At 75.2% G+C, this 24,261-nt stretch carries 20 protein-coding genes; 1 reads left to right on the forward strand and 19 read right to left on the reverse strand.

Annotated features, from left to right (window positions below; all coding sequences use genetic code 11):
- Positions 1 to 66: 66 nt before the first annotated feature.
- Entirely contained in the window at positions 67 to 933 is an 867-nt protein-coding gene (locus ACFXDE_RS05425; RefSeq protein WP_380491125.1) for an alpha/beta fold hydrolase, read from the reverse strand.
- A 101-nt stretch (positions 934 to 1,034) separates the two neighbouring features.
- Between ACFXDE_RS05425 and ACFXDE_RS05430 the strand changes: the two genes are divergently transcribed.
- Positions 1,035 to 1,457, forward strand: coding sequence for a winged helix-turn-helix transcriptional regulator (locus tag ACFXDE_RS05430; RefSeq protein WP_380491128.1), 423 nt, complete (start codon positions 1,035 to 1,037; stop codon positions 1,455 to 1,457).
- Between the two features lie 262 nt (positions 1,458 to 1,719).
- Here the strand turns inward: ACFXDE_RS05430 and ACFXDE_RS05435 are convergent, their stop codons facing one another.
- The 18 genes from ACFXDE_RS05435 to ACFXDE_RS05520 all read right to left on the reverse strand — a co-directional run bounded on the left by ACFXDE_RS05435 (position 1,720) and on the right by ACFXDE_RS05520 (position 24,246).
- Positions 1,720 to 3,093, reverse strand: a complete 1,374-nt coding sequence (locus ACFXDE_RS05435) for a DUF6519 domain-containing protein (protein WP_380491130.1) — start codon at positions 3,091 to 3,093, stop codon at positions 1,720 to 1,722.
- Positions 3,094 to 3,114: 21 nt separating this feature from the next.
- Entirely contained in the window at positions 3,115 to 5,235 is a 2,121-nt protein-coding gene (locus ACFXDE_RS05440) for a hypothetical protein (protein ID WP_380491133.1), read from the reverse strand.
- 31 nt (positions 5,236 to 5,266) lie between these two features.
- Positions 5,267 to 8,575, reverse strand: coding sequence for a putative baseplate assembly protein (locus ACFXDE_RS05445; protein WP_380491135.1), 3,309 nt, complete (start codon positions 8,573 to 8,575; stop codon positions 5,267 to 5,269).
- Positions 8,572 to 11,424, reverse strand: coding sequence for a putative baseplate assembly protein (locus ACFXDE_RS05450; RefSeq protein ID WP_380491138.1), 2,853 nt, complete (start codon positions 11,422 to 11,424; stop codon positions 8,572 to 8,574). The genes ACFXDE_RS05445 and ACFXDE_RS05450 overlap by 4 nt, the downstream gene beginning before the upstream one ends.
- Positions 11,421 to 11,783: a GPW/gp25 family protein gene (locus tag ACFXDE_RS05455; protein WP_380440834.1), complete on the reverse strand. Its 363-nt coding sequence runs from the start codon at positions 11,781 to 11,783 to the stop codon at positions 11,421 to 11,423. The genes ACFXDE_RS05450 and ACFXDE_RS05455 overlap by 4 nt, the downstream gene beginning before the upstream one ends.
- A 3-nt stretch (positions 11,784 to 11,786) precedes the next feature.
- A complete protein-coding gene (locus ACFXDE_RS05460; protein ID WP_380440832.1) occupies positions 11,787 to 12,137 on the reverse strand; it encodes a hypothetical protein in 351 nt (116 codons plus the stop codon).
- A 3-nt stretch (positions 12,138 to 12,140) separates the two neighbouring features.
- The gene (locus tag ACFXDE_RS05465; RefSeq protein WP_380491142.1) at positions 12,141 to 12,671 is read right to left on the reverse strand and encodes a phage baseplate assembly protein V; all 531 of its coding nucleotides are present in this window, start codon (positions 12,669 to 12,671) and stop codon (positions 12,141 to 12,143) included.
- The gene (locus ACFXDE_RS05470) at positions 12,668 to 13,789 is read right to left on the reverse strand and encodes a hypothetical protein (RefSeq protein WP_380440828.1); all 1,122 of its coding nucleotides are present in this window, start codon (positions 13,787 to 13,789) and stop codon (positions 12,668 to 12,670) included. Before ACFXDE_RS05470 ends, ACFXDE_RS05465 begins: the two co-directional genes overlap by 4 nt.
- A complete protein-coding gene (locus tag ACFXDE_RS05475; protein ID WP_380440826.1) occupies positions 13,782 to 14,117 on the reverse strand; it encodes a LysM domain-containing protein in 336 nt (111 codons plus the stop codon). Before ACFXDE_RS05475 ends, ACFXDE_RS05470 begins: the two co-directional genes overlap by 8 nt.
- Positions 14,118 to 14,174: 57 nt before the next feature.
- Positions 14,175 to 14,807, reverse strand: coding sequence for a hypothetical protein (locus ACFXDE_RS05480; RefSeq protein ID WP_380491146.1), 633 nt, complete (start codon positions 14,805 to 14,807; stop codon positions 14,175 to 14,177).
- Positions 14,804 to 16,852 carry a DUF4157 domain-containing protein gene (locus tag ACFXDE_RS05485; protein ID WP_380491148.1) on the reverse strand — a complete coding sequence of 683 codons (2,049 nt, stop codon included), beginning with the start codon at positions 16,850 to 16,852 and terminating at the stop codon, positions 14,804 to 14,806. The genes ACFXDE_RS05480 and ACFXDE_RS05485 overlap by 4 nt, the downstream gene beginning before the upstream one ends.
- Positions 16,849 to 18,741, reverse strand: a complete 1,893-nt coding sequence (locus tag ACFXDE_RS05490; RefSeq protein WP_380491151.1) for a DUF4157 domain-containing protein — start codon at positions 18,739 to 18,741, stop codon at positions 16,849 to 16,851. The genes ACFXDE_RS05485 and ACFXDE_RS05490 overlap by 4 nt, the downstream gene beginning before the upstream one ends.
- Positions 18,731 to 19,015 (reverse strand): hypothetical protein, encoded by a 285-nt coding sequence (locus ACFXDE_RS05495; RefSeq protein ID WP_380491154.1) that lies wholly within the window; start codon positions 19,013 to 19,015, stop codon positions 18,731 to 18,733. The genes ACFXDE_RS05490 and ACFXDE_RS05495 overlap by 11 nt, the downstream gene beginning before the upstream one ends.
- On the reverse strand, positions 19,012 to 20,811 hold the full coding sequence (locus ACFXDE_RS05500; RefSeq protein WP_380491156.1) for an ATP-binding protein: 1,800 nt from the start codon (positions 20,809 to 20,811) through the stop codon (positions 19,012 to 19,014). Before ACFXDE_RS05500 ends, ACFXDE_RS05495 begins: the two co-directional genes overlap by 4 nt.
- A gap of 288 nt (positions 20,812 to 21,099) precedes the next feature.
- Entirely contained in the window at positions 21,100 to 22,290 is a 1,191-nt protein-coding gene (locus tag ACFXDE_RS05505) for a DUF4255 domain-containing protein (RefSeq protein WP_380491158.1), read from the reverse strand.
- Positions 22,287 to 22,976, reverse strand: a complete 690-nt coding sequence (locus ACFXDE_RS05510; RefSeq protein ID WP_380491160.1) for a hypothetical protein — start codon at positions 22,974 to 22,976, stop codon at positions 22,287 to 22,289. The genes ACFXDE_RS05505 and ACFXDE_RS05510 overlap by 4 nt, the downstream gene beginning before the upstream one ends.
- Positions 22,973 to 23,719, reverse strand: coding sequence for a hypothetical protein (locus ACFXDE_RS05515; RefSeq protein ID WP_380491163.1), 747 nt, complete (start codon positions 23,717 to 23,719; stop codon positions 22,973 to 22,975). The genes ACFXDE_RS05510 and ACFXDE_RS05515 overlap by 4 nt, the downstream gene beginning before the upstream one ends.
- A gap of 2 nt (positions 23,720 to 23,721) precedes the next feature.
- Positions 23,722 to 24,246 carry a phage tail protein gene (locus ACFXDE_RS05520; protein ID WP_380491165.1) on the reverse strand — a complete coding sequence of 175 codons (525 nt, stop codon included), beginning with the start codon at positions 24,244 to 24,246 and terminating at the stop codon, positions 23,722 to 23,724.
- Positions 24,247 to 24,261: the final 15 nt, after the last annotated feature.

The following is a 24,261-nucleotide window of genomic DNA, read 5'->3' on the forward strand; positions in this document are numbered from 1 at the left end:
TCGAGCGACTGCGCGAGGCGCTGACGTCCATCCTCGACCGAGTCGGCTACGGGCGTGTACCGAAAGTCAGCCTCCGGTCCCGGTCACGCTTTTCGTGTCCTCACCCTCCAGGAACGGATGCAGCAGCGCGAGCAGGGCGCGCGGGCGGTGCAGCGGGATGATGTGGCCGCAGTCTTCGATGACGTGTCCGGTGAGATCGTCGGTGATGGGGCGGAGCTGGCGTTCCAGCGCGGCACCGACGGGCCGGGCGCCCAGCGCCATTGTCGGCACTGTCAGGCGGGCGGTGGCGACCGCCTGCTCGATCTGTACCGCGCTCTCGGGTAGTGCCCGGTAATACGAGAACGCGCGGCTCAGCGCCTGGCGTCCGGTGTATGCGCGGACGAAGGCGTCCCGGAGGTCGGGGTGCACTCCCTCGCCGAGCGTGCCAGCGCGCAGGAACCAGTCGACGTAGGCGGCTTCGTGGCCCTCCAGCACGGTCTCGGCAAGGTCGGGCGCGGCGGAGTGGAAGCCGAACCACCAGGGCGGCCCGTCGGCGAGGAATTCCTCCGCGCCGGGCAGCCCGCCCAGAAGGGACTCCATGACGACCAGGCGCCGGACCAGGCCGGGGCGACGCATGGCGAGGAGAAAGGCCGGCGCGGTGCCCGCGTCGATGCCCACCACCGCGGCCGAGGACACGCCGAGCGTCGCGAGAAGCGCTGCGGCGTCCTCGGCCAGGGTGCCCGCGTCGTATCCGGAGGTGGCCCGGCTGCTCGCGCCGAACCCGCGCAGGTCCGGCGCGATGACGCGGTAGCGGCCGGACAGGTCGGCCATGACGTCCGTCCACAGCTCCCAGGTGTGCGGGAAACCGTGCAGCAGCAGAACGGCCGGGCCTGATCCGACGAGAGCGACGTTCAGTTCGACACCGTTGACGGGGACGCGCCGCAGCTCGGGCATGGAGAGGCTCCAGGGGTGGTGAGGATTGGTGACCAGGTCACGCTAAGGAACTATCCTGGTGCGTCCAAGACGGCACTTTTCCTTCAGGTGGTGAGCCCCGGGTGATCACATCGAGGCGCGGCGGACCCGGCCCGCGGCCCGGTGAGCGGGGTGATCTGCTGGATCCGCGCTGCCCGACCCGCGAGTTGCTCGACCGTATCGGCACCAAGTGGACGTCGATGGCGGTCAAGGTGCTGGCCGAGGGGGCTCCGGACGAGCTCCGTTTCGCGGAGCTGCGGCGCCGCATCCCTGGCATCTCGCAGAAGATGCTGTCCGTCACCCTGCAAAGCCTGGTCCGCGACGGCCTGGTCGCGCGCCGGGTGGAACCCACCGTGCCGCCCGCCGTCCACTACCGGCTCACCGAACTCGGCCTGTCCCTCGAAAGGCCACTCGCCGCCCTACGGCTCTGGGCCGAGACACACATGCCGGAGATCGACCGCAGCAACCAGCTCGCCGACGAGTCATCCCCCAGCCAGGCGCGTTGACTGTCGGCTGCGGCCACTGCTCAGCCTTTCCGCCCCCAGCGATCCGGCGAGGATCGGCAGCGGGCGGCGGTCCTCCCACGGCGATGGCGCCGCCGCCGGTGAAGGGCACCACGGTGCCGACGTCGAAGGCCTCCAGCAGGTCGGCCGCCCGTCGGGCGGCGGCCGCGGCCGCAATCACGAGAAGCCGTCGAGTGCGGCGGGCCACGGGTGGAACTCTTTCGGGATTGCGTGAGGGTCAACGGCGTTCCGAGCGGGCCGCCGCTCAACTGCCCAGGGGGCGGAAGGTCTTGCGGGGGGACGCGTCGATGGTGGCGCCGTTGACGTAGGCGAGCGGGGCGTAGTGGTACTGCACGCCGGCGGGGGCCTGGGGGGCGGGGCCGTCGGCGCCTTGGGGCCACAGGACGTCGCCGATGGCGGTGCGGGCGGGGACCAGCCAGTGGTCGCCGCGGCGGTAGGTGCCGGTCTTGGCGCCCGGGGCGGGCTGGAACCGGACCTGGACCCCGTCCTCCAGGTCCAGCCAGGTGTTCTCGATCAGGGGGAGTGCGCCGTCGTCCGCCGCCGCGAGGTGGTCCCAGCGGCGCAGGAACGGGTGGGGGCCGAGGCCGCAGTCGGCGTCGCCGTCCTGCCGGTCGAGGGTGACGAGGAGGTCGACGGCGTCGATCGCGAGGACCTGGTGCAGGCGGGGGGCGGGCCGGGGCGGGTCGGTGAGGACGGTGTCGTCGGCGACGTGCCCGGCGGTCGTGTCGTCGACGAGTTCGATCCAGTCGCCCACCTCCAGGCCGAGTTTGCCGTCCCGGCCGAGCGCCGAGACGGTGGCGACCGCGCCGTGGAGGGCGGTGACCGGGAACACCACGGAGGCGTTCTCCCGGGACCACTTGAACGTGGCGCCGGGGAGGAAGCCGCGGCGCGACCTCGGGCCGGTGGTGGCGGGCCAGGCGGGGCCGCCGGTGTGCACCTCGATGCGGTAGAGCTGGTTCTCCGGGCCGCGGAACCGGCTGTCCGGCGGCAGTTCGCAGCGGTCCTCGGGGACGGCCGGCGGCTGCTTGGCACCGGCGCGCAGCCGTCCGGTGCGGCGGAAGGCGGCGAGGCGGGTGGCGAACTCGGTCAGCGCGTCGGCGGTCGTGGCGGCGGCCACCGGGAGTGCGGCGACCTGCCAGACGGTCTTCGCGCGGGCCGCCGTGTCCGGTCCGGGGTCGCCGAGGGCGACCTCGCGGATCGTCGGGTCCTGGAGGGAGGTGACCAGCCGCTCCCACACCCGCAGGTACACCACGAAGGGCTTGTCCTGGGGGAGTTGGGCGGTGGGGTCGGTCGGGTCGAGGCGCAGGTCCGGCTGGGTCCAGTAGGTGGTGTCGAGCTCGTTCTCGACCAGGATGCCGTCCACGTACATCCGGCCCGCCGGGATCTTCAGGTCCTCCTGGGGCTTCCTGCCCGTGACCGCGTCGATCGCGAAGCCGCCGCCGACGGCGGGCGCGACGGCCGGGCCGAGGAGGTCGGCGATCGTCGTGCGCAGCTGGTGCAGGAGGAGGGCGCCCTGTTCGTTCAGGTCGGCGTCGAGCTGGACGCGGCCCTGCTGGGTGAGGACGGCGGAGTAGTGCTTGCCCGGGTCGAAGGTGGTGCGGGAGAAGTCGCCTTGCATGGACGGGCTCCTAAGGGGCGGTCACGTGACGATCACGAGGCCGGCGTCGCAGCCGGCGGGGGTGTACTCGGCCAGGCGCAGCCGCAGGTTGTCCTCGCGCTGGGGCTGGAAGAGGTCGTGGAAGGCGCCCATCTCGGAACCGTCGTCGGCGCCGCGCCGGATCACGTCGGGGCAGTCCTGGGCGAGTTGGGCGTAGCCGGGGGTGCCGTAGCGGGTGCTGGTGAAGCGGGGGAGGGGTGGGCCGTCGACGCAGTGGAACCGGCGGGGTGTGCGGGAGCCGGGGCCGAGCCGGGTGAAGCGGACGCAGCCGGACTGGCGGTGGTCGACGTGCAGGCAGCCCGTGACGATGGTGTTCTCGACGAGGCCGACGGCGTGGGTGAGGACCGAGCCGAGGACGGTCGTGCGGCGCAGGTCGACGACGGCGTGGGCGGGGCGGCGGTCCGGGGCGGACAGGGCGGCGAGGCCGTGGGCGGTGGCGTCGAGGACGCTGTCGCACAGCGAGACGCGGTTGGGCTCGGCGTGGACCTCGTCGGCGTTGACGACGACCGGGCCCAGGATGCTGTGCTCGACCCGGAGGCAGGCCGGGGTGTCGGCGAGTTCGACGCTCGCCTCCTCGACGTGCTCGGGGTTGCAGTCCTGGTCGAGCGACCAGCCGGGCACGAGGGTGCAGTGGCGGACGGTGACCGCGCCGACGCCGCCGGAGACGCGCAGGCCGCGGCCGGCGATGAGGAGGCCGTCGAAGGTGATGCACGGGGGCTTCTCGCCGGGCGCAGGGCCGGGGCCGATGACGTGCAGGGCGTCGGGGCGGTTGCTGCTCCAGTCGAGGACGCGCACGAGCGGCCGGGTCCGCTGGGCGGCGCGGATGGTGAGGCGGTCGCCGGGGTCGAGGGTGACGGCGAGGTGCTCCAGGTAGTCCCCGTTGTCGGTGATCTCGATGACGGCCTCGTGCCTGCCGCCCGGGTCGGCGGCCTTGTCGGCCTGCCAGCGGCGCAGCGCGTCGTCGATGCCGGTGAGCTGGTGGCCCCTGCCGACCGGGTAGAACGCGGGCGGGCGGCGGAGGCCGAGCGGGCGGACGTACTCGCCGCCGCCGAGGTCGGCGCTGAAGCCGTGGTGGTAGTCCACCCACACGCCCTCGGTGGGTGCGTGGCGGGCGGGGAAGGCGATCCGGCCGAGGACGGGGTCGACCGCGACCTGGTCGTTGGCGGGGTGGTGGCGCCAGCCGGTGAGGTCGGCGGGCACGATCCGGTGCAGGGGCACGGGCTCGTCGCCGACGTAGACGCACAGGCTCTTGCCGGGGCCGTAGAACTGCGCGGTGCGCTCGGCGAAGGCGCGGCGGCGGATGAACGCGGGCACGGCGCTCTCGTCGGCGAGGCGCGCCCCGGGGGCGTCGACCGGGCTGACGATCAGCGGCGCGCTGTTGCCGAGCACGCTGAAGGTGAAGTGGGTGCGGGCGCGGTCGTCGCAGTGGGCGGGCGCGCGGGTGACGGGGTACGGGCGCAGCCGCCAGAGGAACAGGCCGACCTCGGGGATGTTGTAACGGCCCTGGGTGCGGGCCGAGTCGATGCGGCGGACGTCGACGGTCCGGGCGGTGCGCTCGAACGGGCCGCCCAGGCGGTCCAGTTCGTCGACGGCGTGGAGGTCGGCCGTGCGGCCGCGGGCGAGCCGGCGGCGGTCGGCGCGGGGGTCGCGGCCGAGGAGGCGGACGGGCTGGGTGAGGCCGAGGAGGGTGCGGAACTCGACGGCGTGCGCGGGCCAGGCGGCGACGTCGGCGGCGAGCTGCTCCAGGAGGGCGAGGGTGCCCTTGCGGCGGCGGTTGGCGACGGTGTGGGCGACGTCGCGGCGGCCGGCGACGGCGGCGAGGAGACGGCGGGCGGCCTCGGTGGGGGTGCCGCCGGGCGGGGTGCTCAGGGCCTCGGCGGAGCCGGGCAGGACGCGGTAGCCGACGAGCTCGCCGAGGTAGGGGGCGACCCAGGCCTGGCAGGTCTCGATGAACCAGTCGTCGGCGAGCTGGTCGATGTCGGCCTCGATGACGTCGGCCTGCTCCTGGATGACGCTGATCAACGCCCGGAGCGGCCGGCCCTGTTCGGCGTCGCGGGTGCGGACGACGGCGGGGAGGAGGTCGTACAGGCGGTCGGCGGTCACGGGAGCCTCCGGGGGGTGGGGGTGTGGAGGGTCATGGGACCCTCCGGAGGGTGAGGGCCTCGGGGACATCGGCCGGGAGGACGGCGAGTTGTGCGGGGCGGATGCCGCGGTACACCGTGAGGTGGCGGCCGATGTCGAGCTCGGGCGAGTCCAACGCCGGGTTGAGCGCGGCGAGTTCGGCGAGGCCGAGGCCGTACCGCTGGGCGACCGTGGTCAGCGTTTCACCGCGGACGATCCGGTGCCGGATCTGCTCGAAGTGGGCCGGAAGCGCCGGGAGGCAGGCGTCGGCCGTGGTCAATCCGGTGGCCAGCCGCGCCAGTTGGATCGGGGTGACGTCGCCGGGTACGTCCGCGAAGACGTGTACGTCCGTGTAGTCCACGCCTTCGACGCCCTGGATCGTCGCGATCGCCTCGCTCAGGTACGCGGGCCGCCCGAGCGTCCGCGCGGCGAAGCCGAACCGGGCCGCCAGCGCCGCCCGGACGGCGGGTTCCACGAGCTCCCACGCGTAGTCGGGCAGCACCTTGACGCCCGCGTCCAGAATGATCAGCCGCAGCTCCCGCGCGGCCACCCGGACCGGGACGCCGATGTCCCCGAAGTCCACCAGCGAGCGTTCGAGCGTGATGAACAGGTCGGACAGCGGGTCGACCGGCGCGTCGCCGACCGCCGCGACGGTCACGTGCACCACCTCCCGGGTGCCGTCGAAGAGCTTGGCGGCGCTCGCCTTGCCGATGCCCGCCCGGGCCCGGGTGAAGTCCTCGTAGTCCTGGACGGACACCAGCCGGTCGAGCGCCCGCAGCCGCAGCGGGATGACGGTGCGCGCGTCGTCGGGGCCGTCGCCGTCGGCGCCGCCGGTGGCGGGCAGCGGGTTGGTGACGGCGCTGACGCCGAGCGGGCGGGCGGCGAGCTGGTTGACCTTGCCGGCGGGGAGGTTGCCGGAGGCGCCGGCGCCGGTGCGGTAGCGGGCGGTGACGTTCTGCGTGCCGGTGGGGAGCCGGGCGCCGTGCACGCCGTCGCCGAACGCGACGGTGGCGCCGCGCAGTTCGTAGGCGTGGTCGTTGGGGCCGTTGAGCGCGAGGGCGGGGGTCTCGTGCCAGGCGACGCCGTTGACGCGGGGGGTGAGGGAGTTCTGCGCGCCGAGGGGGTTGTCGGCGGCGGTCCAGGTGAGCGGGGTGGAGTCGGAGACGAAGTGCAGCGGGAACGCCTGGCCCGGCAGGCTCGCGTCGCCGCTGCCGAGGACGTCGTCGCGGGTCTCGCCCTGGGTGGCGGCGACGACGTTGCCGAAGATCGTGACGCTGGACCGGCGGTAGGTGTAGGCGAGGTCGTTGGCCAGCAGGAGGCGGGTCTGCGGGCCCTGGCCGCGCTGGAGCACCGGCTCGCCGTCGACCGTCCGGTCCAGCCGCTGGCCGACGCCGGCGATCATGGCGAGTTCGGCGGCCTGCACGCCGCTGGTGTGCGGGACGTCGGTGCGTTCGCCGGAGACGACGATCCAGCGGCCGGGCTTGAGGCCGTCGTAGCACTGGGCGAGGTCGATCGCGGCGGCGCCGACGTCGTCGGGGATCTGCGGGCCGACGGGGGTGAGCGGCTCGCCCTGGGCCCACAGCGGGGTGCCCCTGGCGAGCTTCGATGCCTCGACCGGGGTGTCGAACTCCAGCATGGTGACGGTGACTTCGCCGATCTTCTTGCCGCTCGGGTCGGTCACGTCGAGCTGGGCGGGCAGGACGCGGTCGGGGAACAGGACGAGTGTGTCCGTGCCGTCGCCGGTGCCGACGAGGACCGGGCGCCCGGGGAGGACCGTGTCGTGGAGGGAGTCGAGGAGGACCTGGTCGACGGCGTTGTCGGAGGCGGGCGTCTTCCGCCGGGCCAGCGCGATGGCGGCGCGGACCCGCAGGACCACCAGCCCGGCGAGCGGCGGCGGGTCGGCGATCCGCTCGCGCCGCCATGCGTCGTACAGCTCGCTGAGCCGGGGGTCGGCGGCGGCGAGCAGCCGCAGGTGGGCGTCCGCGTCGGGCCGGAACAACTGCCGGACGGACGTGTCCAGGGCGCGCGCCGACGTCGGCGGGCGGGACGGCGGGCGGCGCAGGGCCGGCAGGACGGGCGTCAACGCGACCAGCCCGACGGCCTGGTAGGGGTCGGGGCAGTCGTCGCCCCCGTCCGTGAGGTCGGCTTCGCAGCTCACCGGGCAGACCAGCGAGCGGGCGAGCGAGCGCAGTCCGGTGAGCTCGGGGTCCGTCCGGCGGGCCAGTCGGGCGGCGAGGACGAGCAGGGCGGCGCCGTCGCTCCGGACGGTGGCGACGGGGCTCGGGGTGGTGGTGGAGTCGGACCCGAGCCAGTCGGCGAGGGCGCAGCTCGCGCCGCGGGCCGCCAACGCGACGGCCTCCGCGAGCCGTTGGAGCTCGGGGGCGACCTCGAACAGGGCGCCGGCCGGGGTGAGCGTGGGCAGGAGCAGGGCCGCCAGCGGGGTGAGGATGTCGCTGACGATGCGTGCCGCCACCGGGTCGGTGCGGGTCACGGCATCCCCGGTGGTGGTGCGCACGGAGTCGGCGAGGGCGGCGACGGCGGCGGTGAACGCGCCGAGCGGTGTGGTGGCGGAGACGAGCGTGACCTCGGTCCGTCCGGCGGTGAAGTCGACGGCGGACTCGGCGACCGTCCGGGCGTGGACGTCGGGGGCGAGGCCGGTCGGGGCGAACGTGAACAGCAGCCGGTCCCCCTTGCGGAGGTTGGCGGTCGTCCCGTCCACGGCGAAGGTGACGAGCGCCGAGTCGATGTTCTCGCGCGTGATGTCCGGCGGGTCGGCGAGGCGGACGGCCAGGGTGTTCCACTCGGCGCGGGCGACGAGGTCCTCGCTCGTCTCGAAGGTCTGCGGCAGCTGCCCGGCCGCCGCCTGGCTCTTCACCCCGGACCCGGCCGGGACGAGGGTGTGCGCCCCCGGGTCGAGCGTGTACGCGAGGTGGGTTCTCGACCCGAGCGGCGGGCGGGGGCGGTGGCCGGCGAGCAGGCCGAGGTGGTCGAGGGACTCCGGCTCGGTGGCGGTGCGCAGGTAGCCCTCGTCGGCGATGCGCTCTTGGTAGAAGGTGAGCACCTCGCCGACCACCGCCCAGCAGTCGAGCAGGGCGATCGCGGGGTCGTCCGGTTCGCGGGTGGTGAGCGGGTCGAGGGCGCGGCGGCTGGAGAGCCGGGCGAGCATGGACGCGCGGAAGGTCGCGTAGGTGCCCGCGCGGTAGGCGAGCGCGGGCTGCCCGGGCGGGTTGAAGACGGGCGTCGGCGTGACGGCCTCCACGCCTGTACAGCAGGTGCCGCCCGTGCAGCAGGTGTCGGCGCAGGAGCCGGACGTGCAGGTCATCGGCCGCCCTCCAAGTCGAGTGCGAGCCGGCCGTGTTCGGGCCGGGACGGGTCGTTGTCGAGCTGCGCGACCTCCAGCGGACCGATCGGCAGCACCCCGCTGGTGAGCGCGTCGCCGCGGTCGGCCGGATCCGCGAACAGGCGGTGCAGGCGGGTGACTTCGGCGTGCTGCACGCCGGGGACGGCCGCCGCCGCTGCCACCAGCCGGCTGACCCGGACGGGGTCGCCGAAGACGAGCGCGTCCGGGGCGAAGAGCGCGGCGAAGGCGGCCAGCAGCCCGGCGCGGACGTGCCCGGCGACGTGGTCGGGCTCGACCCGCACGTGGAGCGCGACGTCGAGCGGGACGAGCGTCGCGGTGAACTCCGCGAGGTCGTGGCCGATCCGGCGGTAGCGGAACAGCGCCGCCCGGACGGCGTCGAGCAGCGCGCCGGGGGCCGTCTCGGTGCCGAAGGCCTCGACGGCCACCTGCGCCTCGTACCAGCTGCCCGTCCAGCGGAGGTCCGCCGCCGCCCGGCGGACGCCCGGGACGGCGGCGGCCAACGCCGCGTAGTCGTCCGCGGTGATCGCGCGCAGGAGCCGGGTGGTCGGCACGACCGGCGCGAGGCGGCGGACGTCGTCGACGGGCTCGGGATCGACGCCGCCGGCGGCGGGCAGCGGGTTGCGGACTGCGCGGATGCCGTGCCGGTGGGTGGCGCAGAGGACGATCCGGCTGATCGCCTCGGGGCCGACGTTGCCGGGTGTGCCGTTGCCGACGCGGTAGCGGGCGGTGCACTGCGCGCCGGGGGCGTCGGCGAGGGGGAACGCCGCGCCGTTCAGGCCGTCGCCGAAGCGCAGCCGCAGGACGCCGTCGTCGTCCGTCTCGCCGACGAAGTCGCGGTCCGCCGGGCCGCTGTCGAGCAGGTCGCGGCGGGGGTGCCACTCCTGGCCGTCCTGGTCGGTGAGGCAGACGGCGGGCAGCGCGGCGCGGGGGTCGGGGGTGGTGGCGAGCGCGGCCGGGCCGCGGAACGCGGGGTCGTCCTCGCGGAGGTGCGCGGCCTCGTCCTCGCCCCAGCTCTGCCCGAGCTCCCAGCCCTCGGCGTCGTGCCGGAGCACCTGGCCGGCCCTCGCCCGGCGGACGAGCTCGCGCAGGCGGGCGAGCTTGGCCGCGAGGAGGTCGTCGAAGCGGGCGAGCAGGGTGCGCAGCGCCTCGCGAGGGTGGTCGTCGGCACCGAGGCGCTGGAGGGCGGCCTCGCCGAACAGCACGACCAGGTAGGCGCGTTCGGCCGGAGTGAGCGTGCCGTCGTGCGGGGGCAGGCGGTGCCAGATGGCGGTGAGGCGCTGCCGGGCGCGGTCGGGCAGGCCGAGGAGGCGCGCGGCCTGGGCGGCGGCGATGACGGCGTCGGTGGGGAAGGGGGCGCTCTGCGTGACGGGGAGCCGGCGCAGCGCGGGGGAGAAGCGGACGGGCAGCGGCGGGTAGGCCGGCCGGCCGACGGTGTCGTCTGCGCAGCACGAAGGACAGCCGGGTTCCTGCGCAGGCGCGACGGGCACGTCGATCGGCTCCGCCGGCTGGTCGCACCAGTCGATGCTCGCGCCGTGCTCGACGAGCACGGCGTTGCCGCGCGCGACGCCGACCTCCAGGTCCGTGCAGTCGAGGCCGCCGCGCGCGCTGACGCAGAGTGGGAAGGCCAGCGCGTCCTCGTGGGCCCAGGTGACGTTCAGGAGGGGCTGGTCGTAGAGCCGGTCGAGGTCCTCGGTGACGGAGACGAGGCGGACGGCCTGGCGGTGGGTGCGGTCGGCGTCGGCGGGGGCGCCCGTCCTGGCGCCGAGGACCTCCTCGAAGACCAGGACGTCGCCGGGGCGCAGGCACAGGGCCCGGCGGTCCGGTGAACCGTCGACGAGGGAGGCCGAGGTGGCACCGGCCGGGAGGCAGCACTCGGCGTCGCCCCACGTCCACACGTGGATCAGGTTGTGGGCGGGGCGCAGTGGCACGGGTTCGGCGTGGACGGGTTCGAAGACCTGGTACGGCGGCAGGTGGCGGCGCTGCCGGAGGTCGGTGGCGAGCAGGGCGGGGCCGAGCTCGGGCAGGACGGTGGGGGCGAGCGTGAGGAAGCGGAAGTCCCCGGCGGGCAGGGTGAGTTCCTCGTCGGTCTCCAGGCAGACCCAGGCGCGGGCGGCGCAGCCGTCGTGCATGGCGTAGTCGACGAGCCGGGCGTGGCGGCGCACGGAGACGCGGTGGCGGGCGGTGTCGAGGTAGGCCTCGGTGGCGGCGGCGTCCTGGCGGTAGCCGAGGCGGTCGGCCTCGTAGGCGAGGAGTTCGACGAGGGTGATGGCGAGGTCGGGGACGTGCCGCTCGGTCCAGGCGGGCATGGTCAACGAGAGCCGGTCGAGCAGGAGTTGGCGGAAGCTCGCGTAGTCCTTGGCGAGGTAGTCGATCTCGGGCGCGGGCGGGGGCGCGGGCGTGCAGGTGTCGGCGGGGGCGCAGTCGAGCGTCGCGCACTCGGGCCGGAAGGTGAACGCGGCGCTCGCGTACCGGGAGTCGAATCCGGGGTACGGGTCGGTGCTCGGCCGCCCGTGCGGGTCGGCGCGGACGACGCTCAGACGGTAGGTGGAGAGATCGCCGGGCCGGTCGACGGCGAGGACCAGCCGGTCGGCCAACTCCCGTTCCGCGTCGGCCTCCCGGCGCACCGCCGTGACGGTGATGCCGGTGATCCGCTCGCCGCCGTCGATGCGGAAGTTGGCGGGCGTGAGGCCCGCGGGCGCCTTGCCGAAGAGGACGACGACGAGGGCGTCGTCGAGGACGTCCACGCTGTCGATGCCGTTGAGGTCGGAGGTGCGCAGCTTGGCGCGCCGCCGCTCGTCGGAGCATTTCACCGTGCCACGCTCCCTTCGAGGACGTCGGTGCGGACCTCGCCGGTGGCGATGAGCAGGTAGCGCAGCTCGATGCGCAGGGTGCTCTCCTCGGCCGTCACCCGGAGCGAGTCGACGACGATGACGTCGCCGAGCCAGCGGTGCAGGGCGCCCTCGGCGGAGACCTGGAGGGCGGCGGCGAGTTCGACGCTGTCGGGCTCGAAGACGAGGTCGAGCAGGCCGCAGCCGAAGTCGGGGCGGTTGACGCGCTCGCCGGGGGTGGTGAACAGGAGCTGTTCGATCATGTCGCGCACGTGGTCCGGGTAGGCGGCCTCGGCGGTGCGGCCGCGGCCGTCGATGCGGAAGGGGAAGGCCGGGTCCATGGCTCACAGCCCCGTGACGAGGGTCTGCATCGCAAGGACCAGTGGAGGAGCGGGAGTCGGCGACCCGATGCACACCCCGCCGCCGGGCACGGGCGGCGGGGTCGGCGGCGGCGCCTGCACCAGCAGTGGCGCGCCGTTGACGAGCACGGAGGACACGTTCGCCCACTGCACGGTCGCGCACGGCGGCGTCACGGCGCAGCCCGCGATCACGAGCCGGCCGGCGCTGGTCGCGACCGGCATCCCCTGGACCAGCGCCCCGGGCGGCCCGGCGGGCAGGATGGTCACGGTGCCGCCGTGCGGGCAGGTCATGGTCGCTCCGGTGTGGAGGGCGAGGCCGGGCATGTGGTCCCCCAAGCGCTATTGCGGTACGACGAGCGTGCCGTTGTTGATGATCACGGAGGTGCCGACGAGGCGGATGCTCGCGAGGCCGGGCCCGCAGGAGAGTTCGATCCCGGCCTCGCTGAGCTTGATGTACGGCCCCGCGGCGCCGTGCAGTTGGAGCCGGATGCCGCCGGTGGGCTCGGTGGCGTCGGTGAGCAGCACGTAGGTGCCGCCCGGGGTGCTGAGCACGACCTGCGGCACCTCGGGCGGCACGAGCGCGGCGACCGGCGGCTGCTCGATCGTCCCGCCGCGCCAGAAGCCGGTCCACACGGCCCGGTTGACGTCGCCGTCCTCGAACTTGACCCACACGCCGGACTGCACGGCCGGCACGACGTGCATCCCGGCGGTCGCGTACTGCGGGACGGCCCAGATGCACGGGTCGTTGCCCAGGACGTCGTCGACCCGGACCATGACGCGGTTCTTTTGCAGCGGGTCGAAGTTGGAGACGACGACGCCGCGGTAGAGGTCGCGGAAGTCGGGCTGCTGGTTGGCGCTGGGCGCGGTCACGGGGCCACCCGGTCGGTGAAGGGGACGAAGCCGTCCCGGGCGAGGGTGAAGCTCTGGGTGTACTCGCCGCGCTTGATGTCGTGGGTGACGCTGCCGACGTAGTACAGGCCGTCGTACGCGGGGCCCGCGCCGCGCACGCCGACGAGGCCGCGCGCGGCGAGCACGCGGCCGTAGCGCAGGACGTCGAGCTTGCCCTGTCCGGACACGGCGTCGGCGGCCTGGGACGTGACGCTGACGGCGCGCAGCATCGCGTCGGTGAGCGAGCGGTCGGTGACCTTGACGAGCGGTTCCTCGCGCAGGGCGACGGCCGGGCGGGCGGCGAGCGGCGGCTTGAGGAGGCTGAGGCTGGGGATCGGCACCGAGATGCCGATCTTGGTGGTGGGTTCGGTGATGCGGACGGTGTACTGGGTGCGCGCGAGCCCGTCGAAGGAGAAGGACAGGTGCTCGACGTTGTCCGCCGCACCGGAGTTGACGGTCAGCGCGGGCTGCGGCACGCCGATGCGCACCTCCGGGCCCCAGTAGGCGATGCTCGTGCCGGGCGCCGGCCCCGGCACGAGGTAGAAGGTGTACCCGACCTCCTGGCCGAGGCTGCGCAGGTACGCGAGGTCGGTGGACGACTGGACGGGGATCTGGTCGAGCGGGTTCGGGACGGTCGGGACGATCGGCGGGACGGCGACCGGAACGACCCCGTACAGCGCGTACTTGAGCAGGACGAGCGTGGCGCGGACGTTGTGCGGCATGGCCGGGTAGCAGGCGTGCTCGGTGCGCAGGTCCATGAGGAGGGTGAGGTCCTCGCCGGTGACGGTGAGCGTGCCGGTGCCGGGCGCGTCGCCGGGGTTGAGCTCGTGCCGGGTGATCACGCCGTCCATCAGCACCTCGGTGGAGCCGGCGACGATCGCGGCGATCACCACCCGGGCGGGCGGGTCGAGCAGGCCGGCCGGCAGCAGCGTCCGGGTGATGACGGACTTCTTGCTGACGGCGAAGGTGAGCTGGAAGCCGCTGCGGGCTCCGGCGCTCGACGTCACCTGCACGGACTGCAGCGCGTCCATGAGCGGCTGCGGCGCGGGCGCGGTGACGATGTCGCCGATCCGGAGCAGGAGTTGGACGCTCCTAGCCATGGAGCGCTCCGGGGACGAGCAGTGAGGCGGCGCCCGGTCCCGGCACGGCGGGCAGTGTCACGCGCAACCGCCGCCCGGTGACGGCGAGTTCGTCCGGGTCGTCGGCCCGGTTGGCGTCCGCGAGCTGCCAGGCGAGCTCGGCGTCGCCCAGTTCGGCGAAGGCGATCCGGTCCGCCCGCTCGCCCGCCGCGACGACGTGTTCGCGCAGGAGGGTGAGGTCCTCCGGGTGCGGCAGGAAGCGCCGCCGGACGTACGTCACCGTCCGCCCGTCCGGCAGGCGGTGGGTGGCGGTCGGCAGGGCGCGGTAGCGGCTGGTGAGGGCGAACACGGCTGTCTCCTCGTGGGGTCGGTCGGACGCGCGGGGGCGGTCGGACGCGCGGGATCGTCAGACGCGCGGCGTGCCGACGTCGGAGACCGGATTGCGGACGGACTGCGCGAAGCCCTCCTTGCGGCCCTGGTAGGTCAGGTAGAGCACCCCGCCGTGGTGCTGGTGGCCGAGGTCGTCCACGGTGAGCACCCGTACGCCGATCCCGACCTTCGCCCGCACCGGGTTGAGTGCCTGGTCGAAGAACTCCTCGGTGACGGTGAACTCGGTGATCCGCACCGGCACCACCCGCTTGGGACCGAGCACCAGGACCAGCAGCGGCGACTCCGTCGGCGCCACCTCGATCTGCCCGGCCCGCGCGAGGGCGTCCTCGTGGCGCAGCTGCTCGACCGTCGGGTACATGCTCAACTCCAGGGCGGAGAGCACCGGGTGGAGCCCGTCCGGGTACTTCTCCGGGGCGTCGGCGGCGTCGAACTCGGCGTCGAACCGGAACTGCTCGTGCGCCGGCCCCTTGAGCCGCAGCACCTCCAGCCGGTCGCCGGGCTCGCTGCCGATGCCCTGCGGGGTGAGCGTGCGGGTGAGCGTGTCCGGGTTGTACTGGAACGGGATCGTGCGCTGTACGGTGCCGCGGTCGGGGTCGACCAGCACGAACCCGCCGCGCACCGGGTTGAACGCCTCGGGGAGCGCGGTCACGGCCCCTCCTCTCCCGGCAGGAAACGGATCCTGGACGTGCCGACGAACGGGATCTCCAGCGTGGCCCGGGAACAGGCCCCGCCGCGGACGCAGGTGTCGAACAGGGCGTCACTCCAGGCGGTGCCGAAGGCGATGTCGGCGGAGACCGTCGCGTCGACGGCGCGCAGGGCGGTGAGCGTGTTCTCCAGGGAGTTCCTGATCCGTTCGAGGTCCACGGAGGCGGCGAAGAGCTCGGCGAGCTCGCCGGTGCCCTGGGTCGCGGTCGCGATGGCGACGCGGGCCGACTGCGACTCCAGGATCGCCATCGCGGCCCGGTGCTTGGCCCGGACGGCGGTCAGGGCGCCCTCGACCTTCGCGATCCGGGCGGGCAGGTCCCAGCGGGACGAGGTGAGCTGGTCCACGCGCTCGGAGAGCCGGCCCGCCGTGCGGCCCGCCGAGACGGGATCGGCCGCGGCGCCGAGCAGCCGGAAGGACTCGCCCTGGAAGCGGCCGGAGAAGTCGGCGGCCGCGTCCCGCCAGGCCTCCGCCTCGGTGGCCATCCTGGCCGCGGCGGCCACCTCGTCGGGAAGGACGAGGCCCTGACCGGAGAGTCCGCGCTGGGCGATGGCGGTGAACTTGTCCAGGAGGTCGAGCGCGCCCTTGACCTGGAGCACCTGGGTGGCGATCACGAAGACCCGGGCGGCGGCCAGCAGGCGCAGGTTGGTGCGGGCGGCCCGGCCGGTCTCGGCGGCGAGTTCGAGGGCCTCGGCGGACGGGGCCGCCGCCGCACGGCCCGTCGGCGGCACGCGACCGGCGGTGGTCGCGGGGACGGCGCGGGCGGCCGCGGTGGGCCCGCCGGCGGCGGGGGGAGGCGCTCCACCGGCGGGAGGGGCGCCAGGGGCCGCAGGCGCCGCGCCGCCGGGCGGGGGCGTGCCGCCCGGCGGTGGCGTTCCGCCGCCCGGTCCGCCGCCCGGTCCGCGGGTGATCGTCCCGGTGAGGGAGATGTCCACGGGCCGGAGGTTCAGCAGCTGACGCGCCACCCGGTAGTCCTTGGTGCCGGCCACCAGGGGCACGCTGGTGCTCTCGGGCGCGACGCGGACCCCGACGGGCTTGAGGTTGCCCGGGTTGTTCCGCACCACGCGGTCGAAGCTCCACAACTCGCCCCCGCCCGCCACCGCCTCGCCCGCGATGATGGCGTCGGCGGGTGCGATCGGGACCTTGGCGGCCTTCACCTGCTGGAGGAAGGACTGCGCGCCCCCGGCGGGGAGCGCGGGGGCGCGGCCGATGCCCAGTTCGTCGAGGAGCAGCTGATTGGCGACGGCCTGGCGGGGGATCGCGCGGTTGACGATCAGCTCCTGGTAGGCCTGGTCCGACACCAGCACCCTGACCCCGGACGACAGCATCGACCGCAGGGCGTTCGCGGCCCCGGTGTTGCCGCGGGCGATCTGGTCGAACACGCTCGGGTCGAGGAAGACGACGCGGGCCGGGGCCGGACCGCCGGGCGGCGTCTGGCGCGCCACCACCCCGCTGGTGCGCGCGGTGGCCAGGACCGGCGTGGCCGCTCCGGCGGTGACGGAGCGCGCCACCTGCTCGGCCTCGCGCTCGGCCGGAGCGTCCGCCGCGCCCACCTCCAGCGGCGCGGCGGCGAGCCCGGGGCCGGCCTGCCTCTGCTGGACGACGTGCGCGAGCTCGTGGGCCAGCAGGTGACGGCCCTCGGTGGTGTGCGGCGCGTAGCGGCCGGACGCGAAGACGATGTCCGTGCCGACCGTGTAGGCCCGCGCGCGGACGGCCTCCGCCGACGCCGCCGCGCGGTCGTCGGTGTGCACCCGCACACCGCTGAAGTCCTGGCCGAAGCGCGGTTCGAGCAGCTCGCGGGCCTCCGCGTCGAGCGGCGCCCCCGGGGAGCCGAGCACCGCGCGGACCTCCGGCGGTGCCAGCGCCGGGCCTTCGCCGGTGGCGTGGCGTCGCAGCTGCGGTTCGTCGGTCTCGCACCCGCAGGCCTCGGTGCCGCAGCGCCTGAGGACGGGCGTGCGGTCGGCGGGTTCGGCGACTTCGCGGGCGGTCACGGCTGCCTCCCCGGGGCGGGCAGGCGGTCGGCGAAGTGCTGGTACAGGTGGGGGCGCAGGCGCTGGAAGGTCTCCGGGTCGGTGAGGTAGAGGGCGAAGGACTCCGCATAGAACTCGCGCCAGTTGCGGTCGGCGTAGGTGGTGATCCGGGTGTCGCCGTCCTGGGCGGCCGCGGTGCGGAAGGCGGCGGCCTCGCCCGTGGGGAGGGCGTCGGTGAGGGTGTTCGTCCCGGTGCGCGGGTCGCGGACGAAGCGGGCGCCGGACCCGCCGCGCGCCGTGCCGACGGCGGCCCGGGCGTCGTCGTCGGCGTGCCGGACCCGGTCCCAGGCGGCGGTCTGGCCGGGCGGGATGGAGAACTGTCCGCCGCGCCGGGGCCGCCCGTTCTGCCGGAGGAAGGTGTTGCGCGCCGTGGTGGCCTGGGCGGCGGCGGTCTGCGCGGCGCGCAGGGCCGCCCAGTCGTACGCGTGTCCGAGCTCGTGCACGATCAGCCGCTGGAAGCCGCTCCCCGGCTGGTCCGGGCCCTGGAAGGCGCGCAGGGAGCCGGCCCGTCCCTGGAAGGCGCTGTCGGCAACGGACACGGTGTGGTCCGCGAGCGAGTATTCGGCGTCGTGTCCCGAGGACAGGGAGGCCACGCGGACGAACGTGATCTGCTCGATCCGGCCGAGGACGCCGTCGGGGACGGCGGCCAGCGCGCCGAGGAGCTGGGCGTACTCGCCGTCGGTCCAGGCGGTGCCGCGGACGAACCGGTGCCGGGTGAACAACTCGTCGCCGCCCGGCCGTGGTTGGCCCTGGTCGCGCTCCGGCCCGAGGGTCGCGAGGTGCTCCACGAGCACCTCGCGCCGGACGGGCGGGCCGGGGTGCTCGACCTCGGTGAACCGGTAGGTGCCCCGGCCGCCGCCCTGGGCGGTGAGGTCGAGGCGCAGCGTGGTGCTCCGGTTCGGCGCGAGGAGCGGCGGGGCGTCGGTGACGAGGTAGCGGGCCAGGTTGGCGAGGCCCGTCCGCTGTCCGGCGGGGATGGTGGGCGCGAGCGTCACGGTGGTGTCCGGCGGCAGCGGGCGGACGGGCGGATTGGGGCCGAAGACCGTGGCCATCCTCGCGAGGGTCACGTCGTCGGTGGTGACGCGGATCCGGGTCCGTTCGGCGGCGGGCAGGGTGTCCAGGAGGACGTTCCGCTGCGGGTCGAGGCGGGTCTCGGGCCAGCCCCAGGCGTGGATGAGCTGCTGGTGCCGGAGGTAGAGCGCGTCGGCGGTCGTGCCGGGGGAGGCGGCGGCCGCTGCGGTGAGCAGGGTGCGGACGGCGTCGGCGTAGGCCCTGCGGAGGGTGCCGGTGCGCGTCGGGTCGCCGCCCAGCACCGCGGTGATCGCGGTCGAGGCGTCGTCGCGGATGCGCAGGAAGTCCTTCAGCCGGCCGGGGACGGCGGCGGGCTGGACCCGCACCAGCGGCCCTCCGCCGGGGCCCGGCGGGCCGGAGAGGCCGTAGTACTCGGCGGCGCCGCGCAGGAACCGGGTCGCCTCGTCGACGAAGAGCCCCCGGTCGGTCTCCGGCGGGGCGACCGGCTGCCCGGCGGGCTGGCGGGCGAGCCGGGGGCCGGTGGTGCGCTGCTCGACGACGTGGCCGAGTTCGTGGGCGAGGAGCCGGTCGCCGTGTTCGGTGCCCGGGGCGAAGCCGCCGTCGGCGAACACGACGTCGTGGCCGACGGTGAACGCCTGAGCGTCGGCCGCGCGGGCCGCCCGGTCGGCGTCGGCGCCGGTGTGGACACGGACCTCGCTGAAGTCCCGGCCGAGGGCGGCGCCCATCCGCTCGGCGGTGGGCGCGGGCAGGGGCGCGCCGGCGTTCTCGGCCTTCCCGCGGGCCCGGTCGGCCGGACGGTGGACGTGTTCAGCGCCCATCGCGCACCGCCCGGAAGACGGATCCGGCGAGCTCGCGTCCGGTCGACTCGGCGCCGCCGACGGTCACCTCGGGACCGCGCAGCACGCCGGCCCGGGCGGGGCGCCACGTCGCCGCCGGGGCGGAGGAGAGGAGGCGGGCGAGCTCGGTGCGCAGGGCGGCGGCGATCGCCTCCGTGGCGCCGCGCGAGCCGTCCGGGCCGTCCGGGCCGTCCGGGCCGTCCAGGCCGTCGAGGCCGTCGAGAACAAGGTGGTCGATGTGCAGCTCGATCGTCACGGCCGCTCTCCTTCCCAGGCGAAGTCCCGTTCGGTCATGGGCAGTTCGAGCTTCTCGAACTCGCTGCGGGCGGCCGACAGGACGTGCGGCATGGTGATCGGCGTGCCCGCGGCGGCGGCCAGGAAGGCGGCGTTGACGGCGATGTTGCGGATCATGCCGCCGCTCGCCTGGAGCCGGGCGAGCCGGTCGAGGTCGAGACCGCCCCGCGGGGCCGGGTCCGGGAACGCCTTCGCCCAGATCGCCTGGCGCTGCTCGGGGCCGGGGAATTCGAACTCGACGACGAACCGCAGCCGCCGCAGGAACGCGCCGTCCAGCGCCGAGCGCAGGTTGGTGGCCAGCACGGCGAGGCCCCGGTAGGCCTCCATGCGCTGGAGCAGGTAGTTGACCTCGATGTTGGCGTAGCGGTCGTGCGCGTCCCGCACCTCGCTGCGCTTGCCGAACAGCGCGTCCGCCTCGTCGAAGAACAGGATCGCGCCGCCGTCCTCGGCCGCGTCGAACAGGCGGCGCAGGTTCTTCTCCGTCTCCCCGACGTACTTGCTGACGACGGCGGACAGGTCGATCCGGTACAGGTCGAGGCGCAGGTGGTGGGCGAGCACCTCGGCGGCCATCGTCTTGCCGGAGCCGCTCGGGCCGGCGAACAGCGCGGCCACGCCGAGGCCCCGGGTGATGCGCTCCCCGAAGCCCCAGGTCTCGTAGATCGTGGTGCGGTGCGCCACCTGGTCGGCGATCCGCTCCAGCGCGCGCCGGCCGGCCTCGGGCAGCACGATGTCGTCCCAGGTGACCTTGGGTTCGAGGCGCTGGGCGAGGGAGTCCAGGCGGGGCCGGGTGCGGATCCGGCAGGCTCGCCAGGCGGCCGCCGGGTCCCCGTCGGCGACGGCGACGGCGGCGGCCGCGCGGATGGCGGGCAGCTCCAGCCCGAACTGCGCGGCGAGCGCGTCCGTTTCGGGCACCGGGCCGTAGAAGTCCCGCCAGGCGCGGGCCCGTTCGGCCGGGGTCGGCGGCGCGACGTCGAGGAGCCGTGCCTCGCCGTCCGGGTCGGGGCGGCCCTCGCGGGCGGCGAGCAGGCGGGCGCCGCCGGCCCGGGCGAGGAAGCGTTCGGGCAGCGGGTCCGCGGGGTCGGTGTCCTCGGCGTCGAGGTAGAGCGCGAGCGGCAGGAGGGCGGCCTCGCGGCGCCAGAGCCGGGCGAAGTGGTCGAGCGCGGCGGGATCGGCGGGCAGCAGCGCGGCGGGCAGGCGGCAGACGAGCAGTCCGCTCTCGGCGGCGGCGCGGGCGGCGACGAGCCGCTTGCCGGGGGCGTCGGCGCCGACGAGCTGGACGACGGGTGCGCCGGGCCGCCGCCAGGTGCGGGCGATCTCGTCGGCGACGGCCTGCTGGGAGGGCGGCAGGTCGGCGGGGGAGCCGGGGCGGAAGCGCTCGACGAGCGGGGTGAGGCGGTCGTCGAGGTCGTTCAGGCCCTTGAGGTGGTTGACGACCCGCTCGTCCGCGCGCAGGACGCTGCCGACCAAGCTCTGTCCGGGCGGGCGGGCGATCTCGACCAACTGCCAGTAGCGCAGGCCGCCTTGCGGGGAGACGACGTCCCACGCGGGGTCGGGGAGGACGGCGAGGGCGAGGCCGAAGGTGGGGTGGGTGAGGCGTTCGTCGCCCTGGGCGAGGGCGTAGAGGCTGGTGATGGAGGGGTCCAGTTCGACGGCCGCGCACAGGAACAGGGTGTCGCGCTCGAAGCGGGTGAGGCCGAGGCGGCCGGCGAGTTCGGCGAGGGGCGGGGTGGCGACGGCCTCGGCGTCGCTGATCTTCATTGCGGCCGACAAGAGTTGACGGTCGGTCACTTTCGTCACGGCCGGAGTGGCCGCGGGGGGGGGGGGCGCCCCCGGGGGCGGGGGGGGCGGGGCGGCGGGGCCCGCCCCGGCCCGCCCCGGGCGCCGCCCCCCCCCCCCCCGGGCCCCGGGGCGCGGGGGGGGGGGGGGGGGGTTCCGTCCGCGCCGGACCGTCCGCGATCGCCCGGTGCAGCAGCAGCCGCAACCACGCGAGCGACGCGGCGAGGAACCGGCTGTTGGCGGCTTCCTTCTCCTCACCCGTCCCGCCGCTCACAGGACCGTCACCGCTTGGCTCGGGTCGAACACCGGCCGGGTGCCCGAGCGGTCGACCAGGAGGCTGTCCACGCCCGCGACCCGCAACCGCACCAGGTGCCGCCCGGGGGCCGCGTCCGGCACGGTGAACCGCGCGTGGCCGGGCGGGCGCGGCACGCCGTGCGGCAGCGGGTCGGGCGGGACGGCGCGGCCGTCGAGGACCAGCAGCACCGGCTGTCCGGGCAGGGCGGCGGGGGAGTAGCGGACGTCGATCTGCGCGCTCCCGTCGTCGTGCCGCCCGACCTGCGCGGGCAGGTGCGTGATCCGCGGCGCGACGGCGAGCGGGACCTCGTTGGTGAGCTGCCCGGCGAGGGAGAACCCGGCCGACCAGAGCCCGGCGGCCGTGCCGACGGGGACGGTGAACTGCACCTGGGTACCGGTGACGTGGTCCGGGGCGACGGCGACCGGCGCCGGGAGCAGCGGATGGCTCAGCCGCACCTCGGCCGGGGCCGCCAGCCCGCTGCCGCGCAGCACCGCCGTCTCACCGCCCCGCACGGCGGGCTGCCCGCCCGGCGGCACGGCGGCGTCGAGGGCCGGCAGGCCGAGCGGGAGGAAGCCCTGCGCGACGGGCCCGCGGTCGTCCGCGCCCCGGGTGAGCACCGGCACGGGGACGGTCGGCGGGCGGTGGCCGTCGATCAGCACCACGCCGACCTCGTAGGCGACCGACATCCGGTACGGGGTCTGGAACGCCGTCCAGAGCGAGTAGATGTCCTTCTCGCCGAACGGCTGCCAGGTGATCCGGATCCGGTCGAGCTGCTTGGCGACGTCGCTCTCCGGCGCGAACGCGGCCAGTTCGCCGCGCTGGAGCACCGGGTTGTCGTTCAGGACGCGGACGGCGCGGGCGAGCAGCCGCTGGGCGTCGAGGCCGGGGTCGCGCTTGACGAACGGCGTGACGAGGTAGTGCAGGGTGAGCGGGAACGGCGGACCGCCGCTCTCGCCGGGGGCGAGGCCGGGCTGGTCGGCGTCGCGCAGGGCGCCGTCCACGTCGGCCTGGAAGAGGTAGAGGTTGACGAGCTTGTCGCGGGTGCCGTCGACGAGTTCGTCCAGGGGGCGGGTGTCCACGCCCGCGCCGGGCACGTCGGCCAGGGCGCCGAGCACGAGTCCGCTCAGGGTCTTGGTGACGGCGGCGATGGCCTCTTCGTCGCTCACCTCCCGCCGCCCCCTTCGGAGCGGGTGCGCAGGTAGTCCTCCAGGCTCATCGCCGGGCGCCGCCCGGGGATCCGGCGCGGCGGCTGCGGGACGGGCGGCTGGCGGCCGGCGCGGACCTCGACGCGGCCGATGGTGATGCGCACGGTCGGCACCGCGGCGGCGCGCTCGCGCCGGGGCGTGAGGAGCGGGTCGACGAGCGACGCGTCGATGGGGGAGGACGGCACGGGGTGCGCGTGGACGGGGTCGGGCGCGGGCGCCGCCGGGGCGTCCTCCGTGGGCTCCTCGGGCGTGGCGTGCTGCTCCGACGGGCCCTCCTCCTGCGCGGGTTCCCCGGGCGGGGCGTCCGCACGGCGGGGTTTCGGGAGGGCGAAGGCGGTGGGTTCCGCAGGCCGCCCGGGGCCGGTGGGGGGCTCCGCCCGGACGGCCTGCGGAGGTTCGGGTGCGCGCCCGGCGGAGGCGCGCGGTGTCGGCGGGAGATCGTGTGGCGCGCCGACGGGCAGCTCCTGCTGGGCGGCCGGAGGGTTGGCGTCAGCGACCTCCGACTCCGCGGGGAGAGGGGAAGGTTCGGTGAACGGAAGCCACGGCTGTGTCCTCCGCCGGGGCTCGAAGATCGACCCGATCAGCGGCCGTATCGGCGGCCCGTCCGCGCCGCCGGCGCCCAGCAGGCGGCTCACGAAGTCGTTCATGCCGTCACCAACTCCAGGTACAGCTGCCGTCGTTCGGGCCCGACCGCGAGCACCTCGGCCTCCGTCCAGCCGTAGGCGGTGGCGAGCGCGTGCACGTCGTGGAGCAACCGCCTGGCGTGGGCGTCGAGTTCGGCCCACAGGTAGCCGGAGGCGTCGAACGGCGACGTCCAGGCGTGGCCGCACTCCGCGCAGTCGAGGTCCAGCCGGACGTCCGACTGCGGATCCAGCGCGGCCAGGGCGCCCGCCACGGCCTCCAGGACGTCCGCCGGGAGCGCGTCGGCGGCGACCGGCCGTCCGTCCGCGACCGCCGAGGTCAGGACCCGCCGGAGCAGGGCCCGCCGGGCGGCGGCGCGCGGCGCGCCCCGGACGGCGAGCAGGTCCCGGGTGGTGACCGGACGGAACGCGAGCTCGAAACCCCCGGCCCGTACGACGCGTTCGCCCTCCGGCGCCGCGGCCGTGACGTCCTGCGCGGTCAGTTCGAGTTCCAGCTCCGTCCGGCAGGACGGGCAGGTGACGGCGCACGGCAGGCCGGGGCCGAAGCACCGCACGCGCAGGCCCAGCACCAGCTCCTCGCGCCGCCCGACGGCCAGGTCCGCGACGGCCGCCGGATCGCCGCCGCCCGCCGCGGCGAGCACCAGGGCGCGCCGGACCGGGTCCTGCCCGCGCCCGGCCTCCCAGACGGCGAGCAGGCCCTCCTCCGTCAGCGCGGTGACATCGGCTGGGGCTCCGGTGAGTTCGTCCATCGTCAGGCCGGGTCCTCGAAGGACGTCTCGACCGGCTCGGGCAGGTCCTCGCGCACCCAGCCCTCGTTCTCCAGCTTGATGTGCTGGATGGCGACCGCGTTGGCGTTGGCGTCGAGGTCGGAGACCGGCTGGTACTCCGACACCCAGCAGTTGAACACCTGGTAGGAGAGCACCTTCTGGCCGGCCTCGTTGAAGACGTCGACGATGATGTCCCGCCGGAAGTCCTTGAGCGAGGACTCCAGCCCGCCGCTCGCATTGGTCAGGCTCCAGACCCGGTTCGCCCACTGCTCGAACACCTTGTCGCTCGTGACCCCGCGCTCCAGGGTGATCGCGTCGTACTCGGTGCGCCCCGGCAGCTTGGTGCTGGTGGCCGGGTCGCCGCCGCTGCGGTGCTTGATCACCTCGGTGCTGCGCTTGAACCCGGTGACCCTGCTGACGCCCGCGATGTAGTCGGTGCCGCCGCCGAACTTCACCCGGAAGCGGAAGTTCTTGTACGGGTCGCGGCGCTTCGTCCTGCTGTCGGCCATGGCCTGCCTCTCCGT

The sequence above is a fragment of the Kitasatospora sp. NPDC059408 genome (assembly GCF_042751525.1).
GTDB lineage: Bacteria > Actinomycetota > Actinomycetes > Streptomycetales > Streptomycetaceae > Kitasatospora.

Coding starts and splice junctions, on each gene's coding strand:
- ACFXDE_RS05435 (WP_380491130.1), bottom strand. CDS start 3,093: ATGCAAGGCGACTTCTCCCGCACCACCTTCGACCCGGGCAAGCACTAC.
- ACFXDE_RS05520 (WP_380491165.1), bottom strand. CDS start 24,246: ATGGCCGACAGCAGGACGAAGCGCCGCGACCCGTACAAGAACTTCCGC.
- ACFXDE_RS05500 (WP_380491156.1), bottom strand. CDS start 20,811: ATGAAGATCAGCGACGCCGAGGCCGTCGCCACCCCGCCCCTCGCCGAA.
- ACFXDE_RS05510 (WP_380491160.1), bottom strand. CDS start 22,976: ATGAACGACTTCGTGAGCCGCCTGCTGGGCGCCGGCGGCGCGGACGGG.
- ACFXDE_RS05425 (WP_380491125.1), bottom strand. CDS start 933: ATGCCCGAGCTGCGGCGCGTCCCCGTCAACGGTGTCGAACTGAACGTC.
- ACFXDE_RS05470 (WP_380440828.1), bottom strand. CDS start 13,789: ATGGCTAGGAGCGTCCAACTCCTGCTCCGGATCGGCGACATCGTCACC.
- ACFXDE_RS05445 (WP_380491135.1), bottom strand. CDS start 8,575: ATGACCTGCACGTCCGGCTCCTGCGCCGACACCTGCTGCACGGGCGGC.
- ACFXDE_RS05515 (WP_380491163.1), bottom strand. CDS start 23,719: ATGGACGAACTCACCGGAGCCCCAGCCGATGTCACCGCGCTGACGGAG.
- ACFXDE_RS05455 (WP_380440834.1), bottom strand. CDS start 11,783: ATGGACCCGGCCTTCCCCTTCCGCATCGACGGCCGCGGCCGCACCGCC.
- ACFXDE_RS05490 (WP_380491151.1), bottom strand. CDS start 18,741: ATGGGCGCTGAACACGTCCACCGTCCGGCCGACCGGGCCCGCGGGAAG.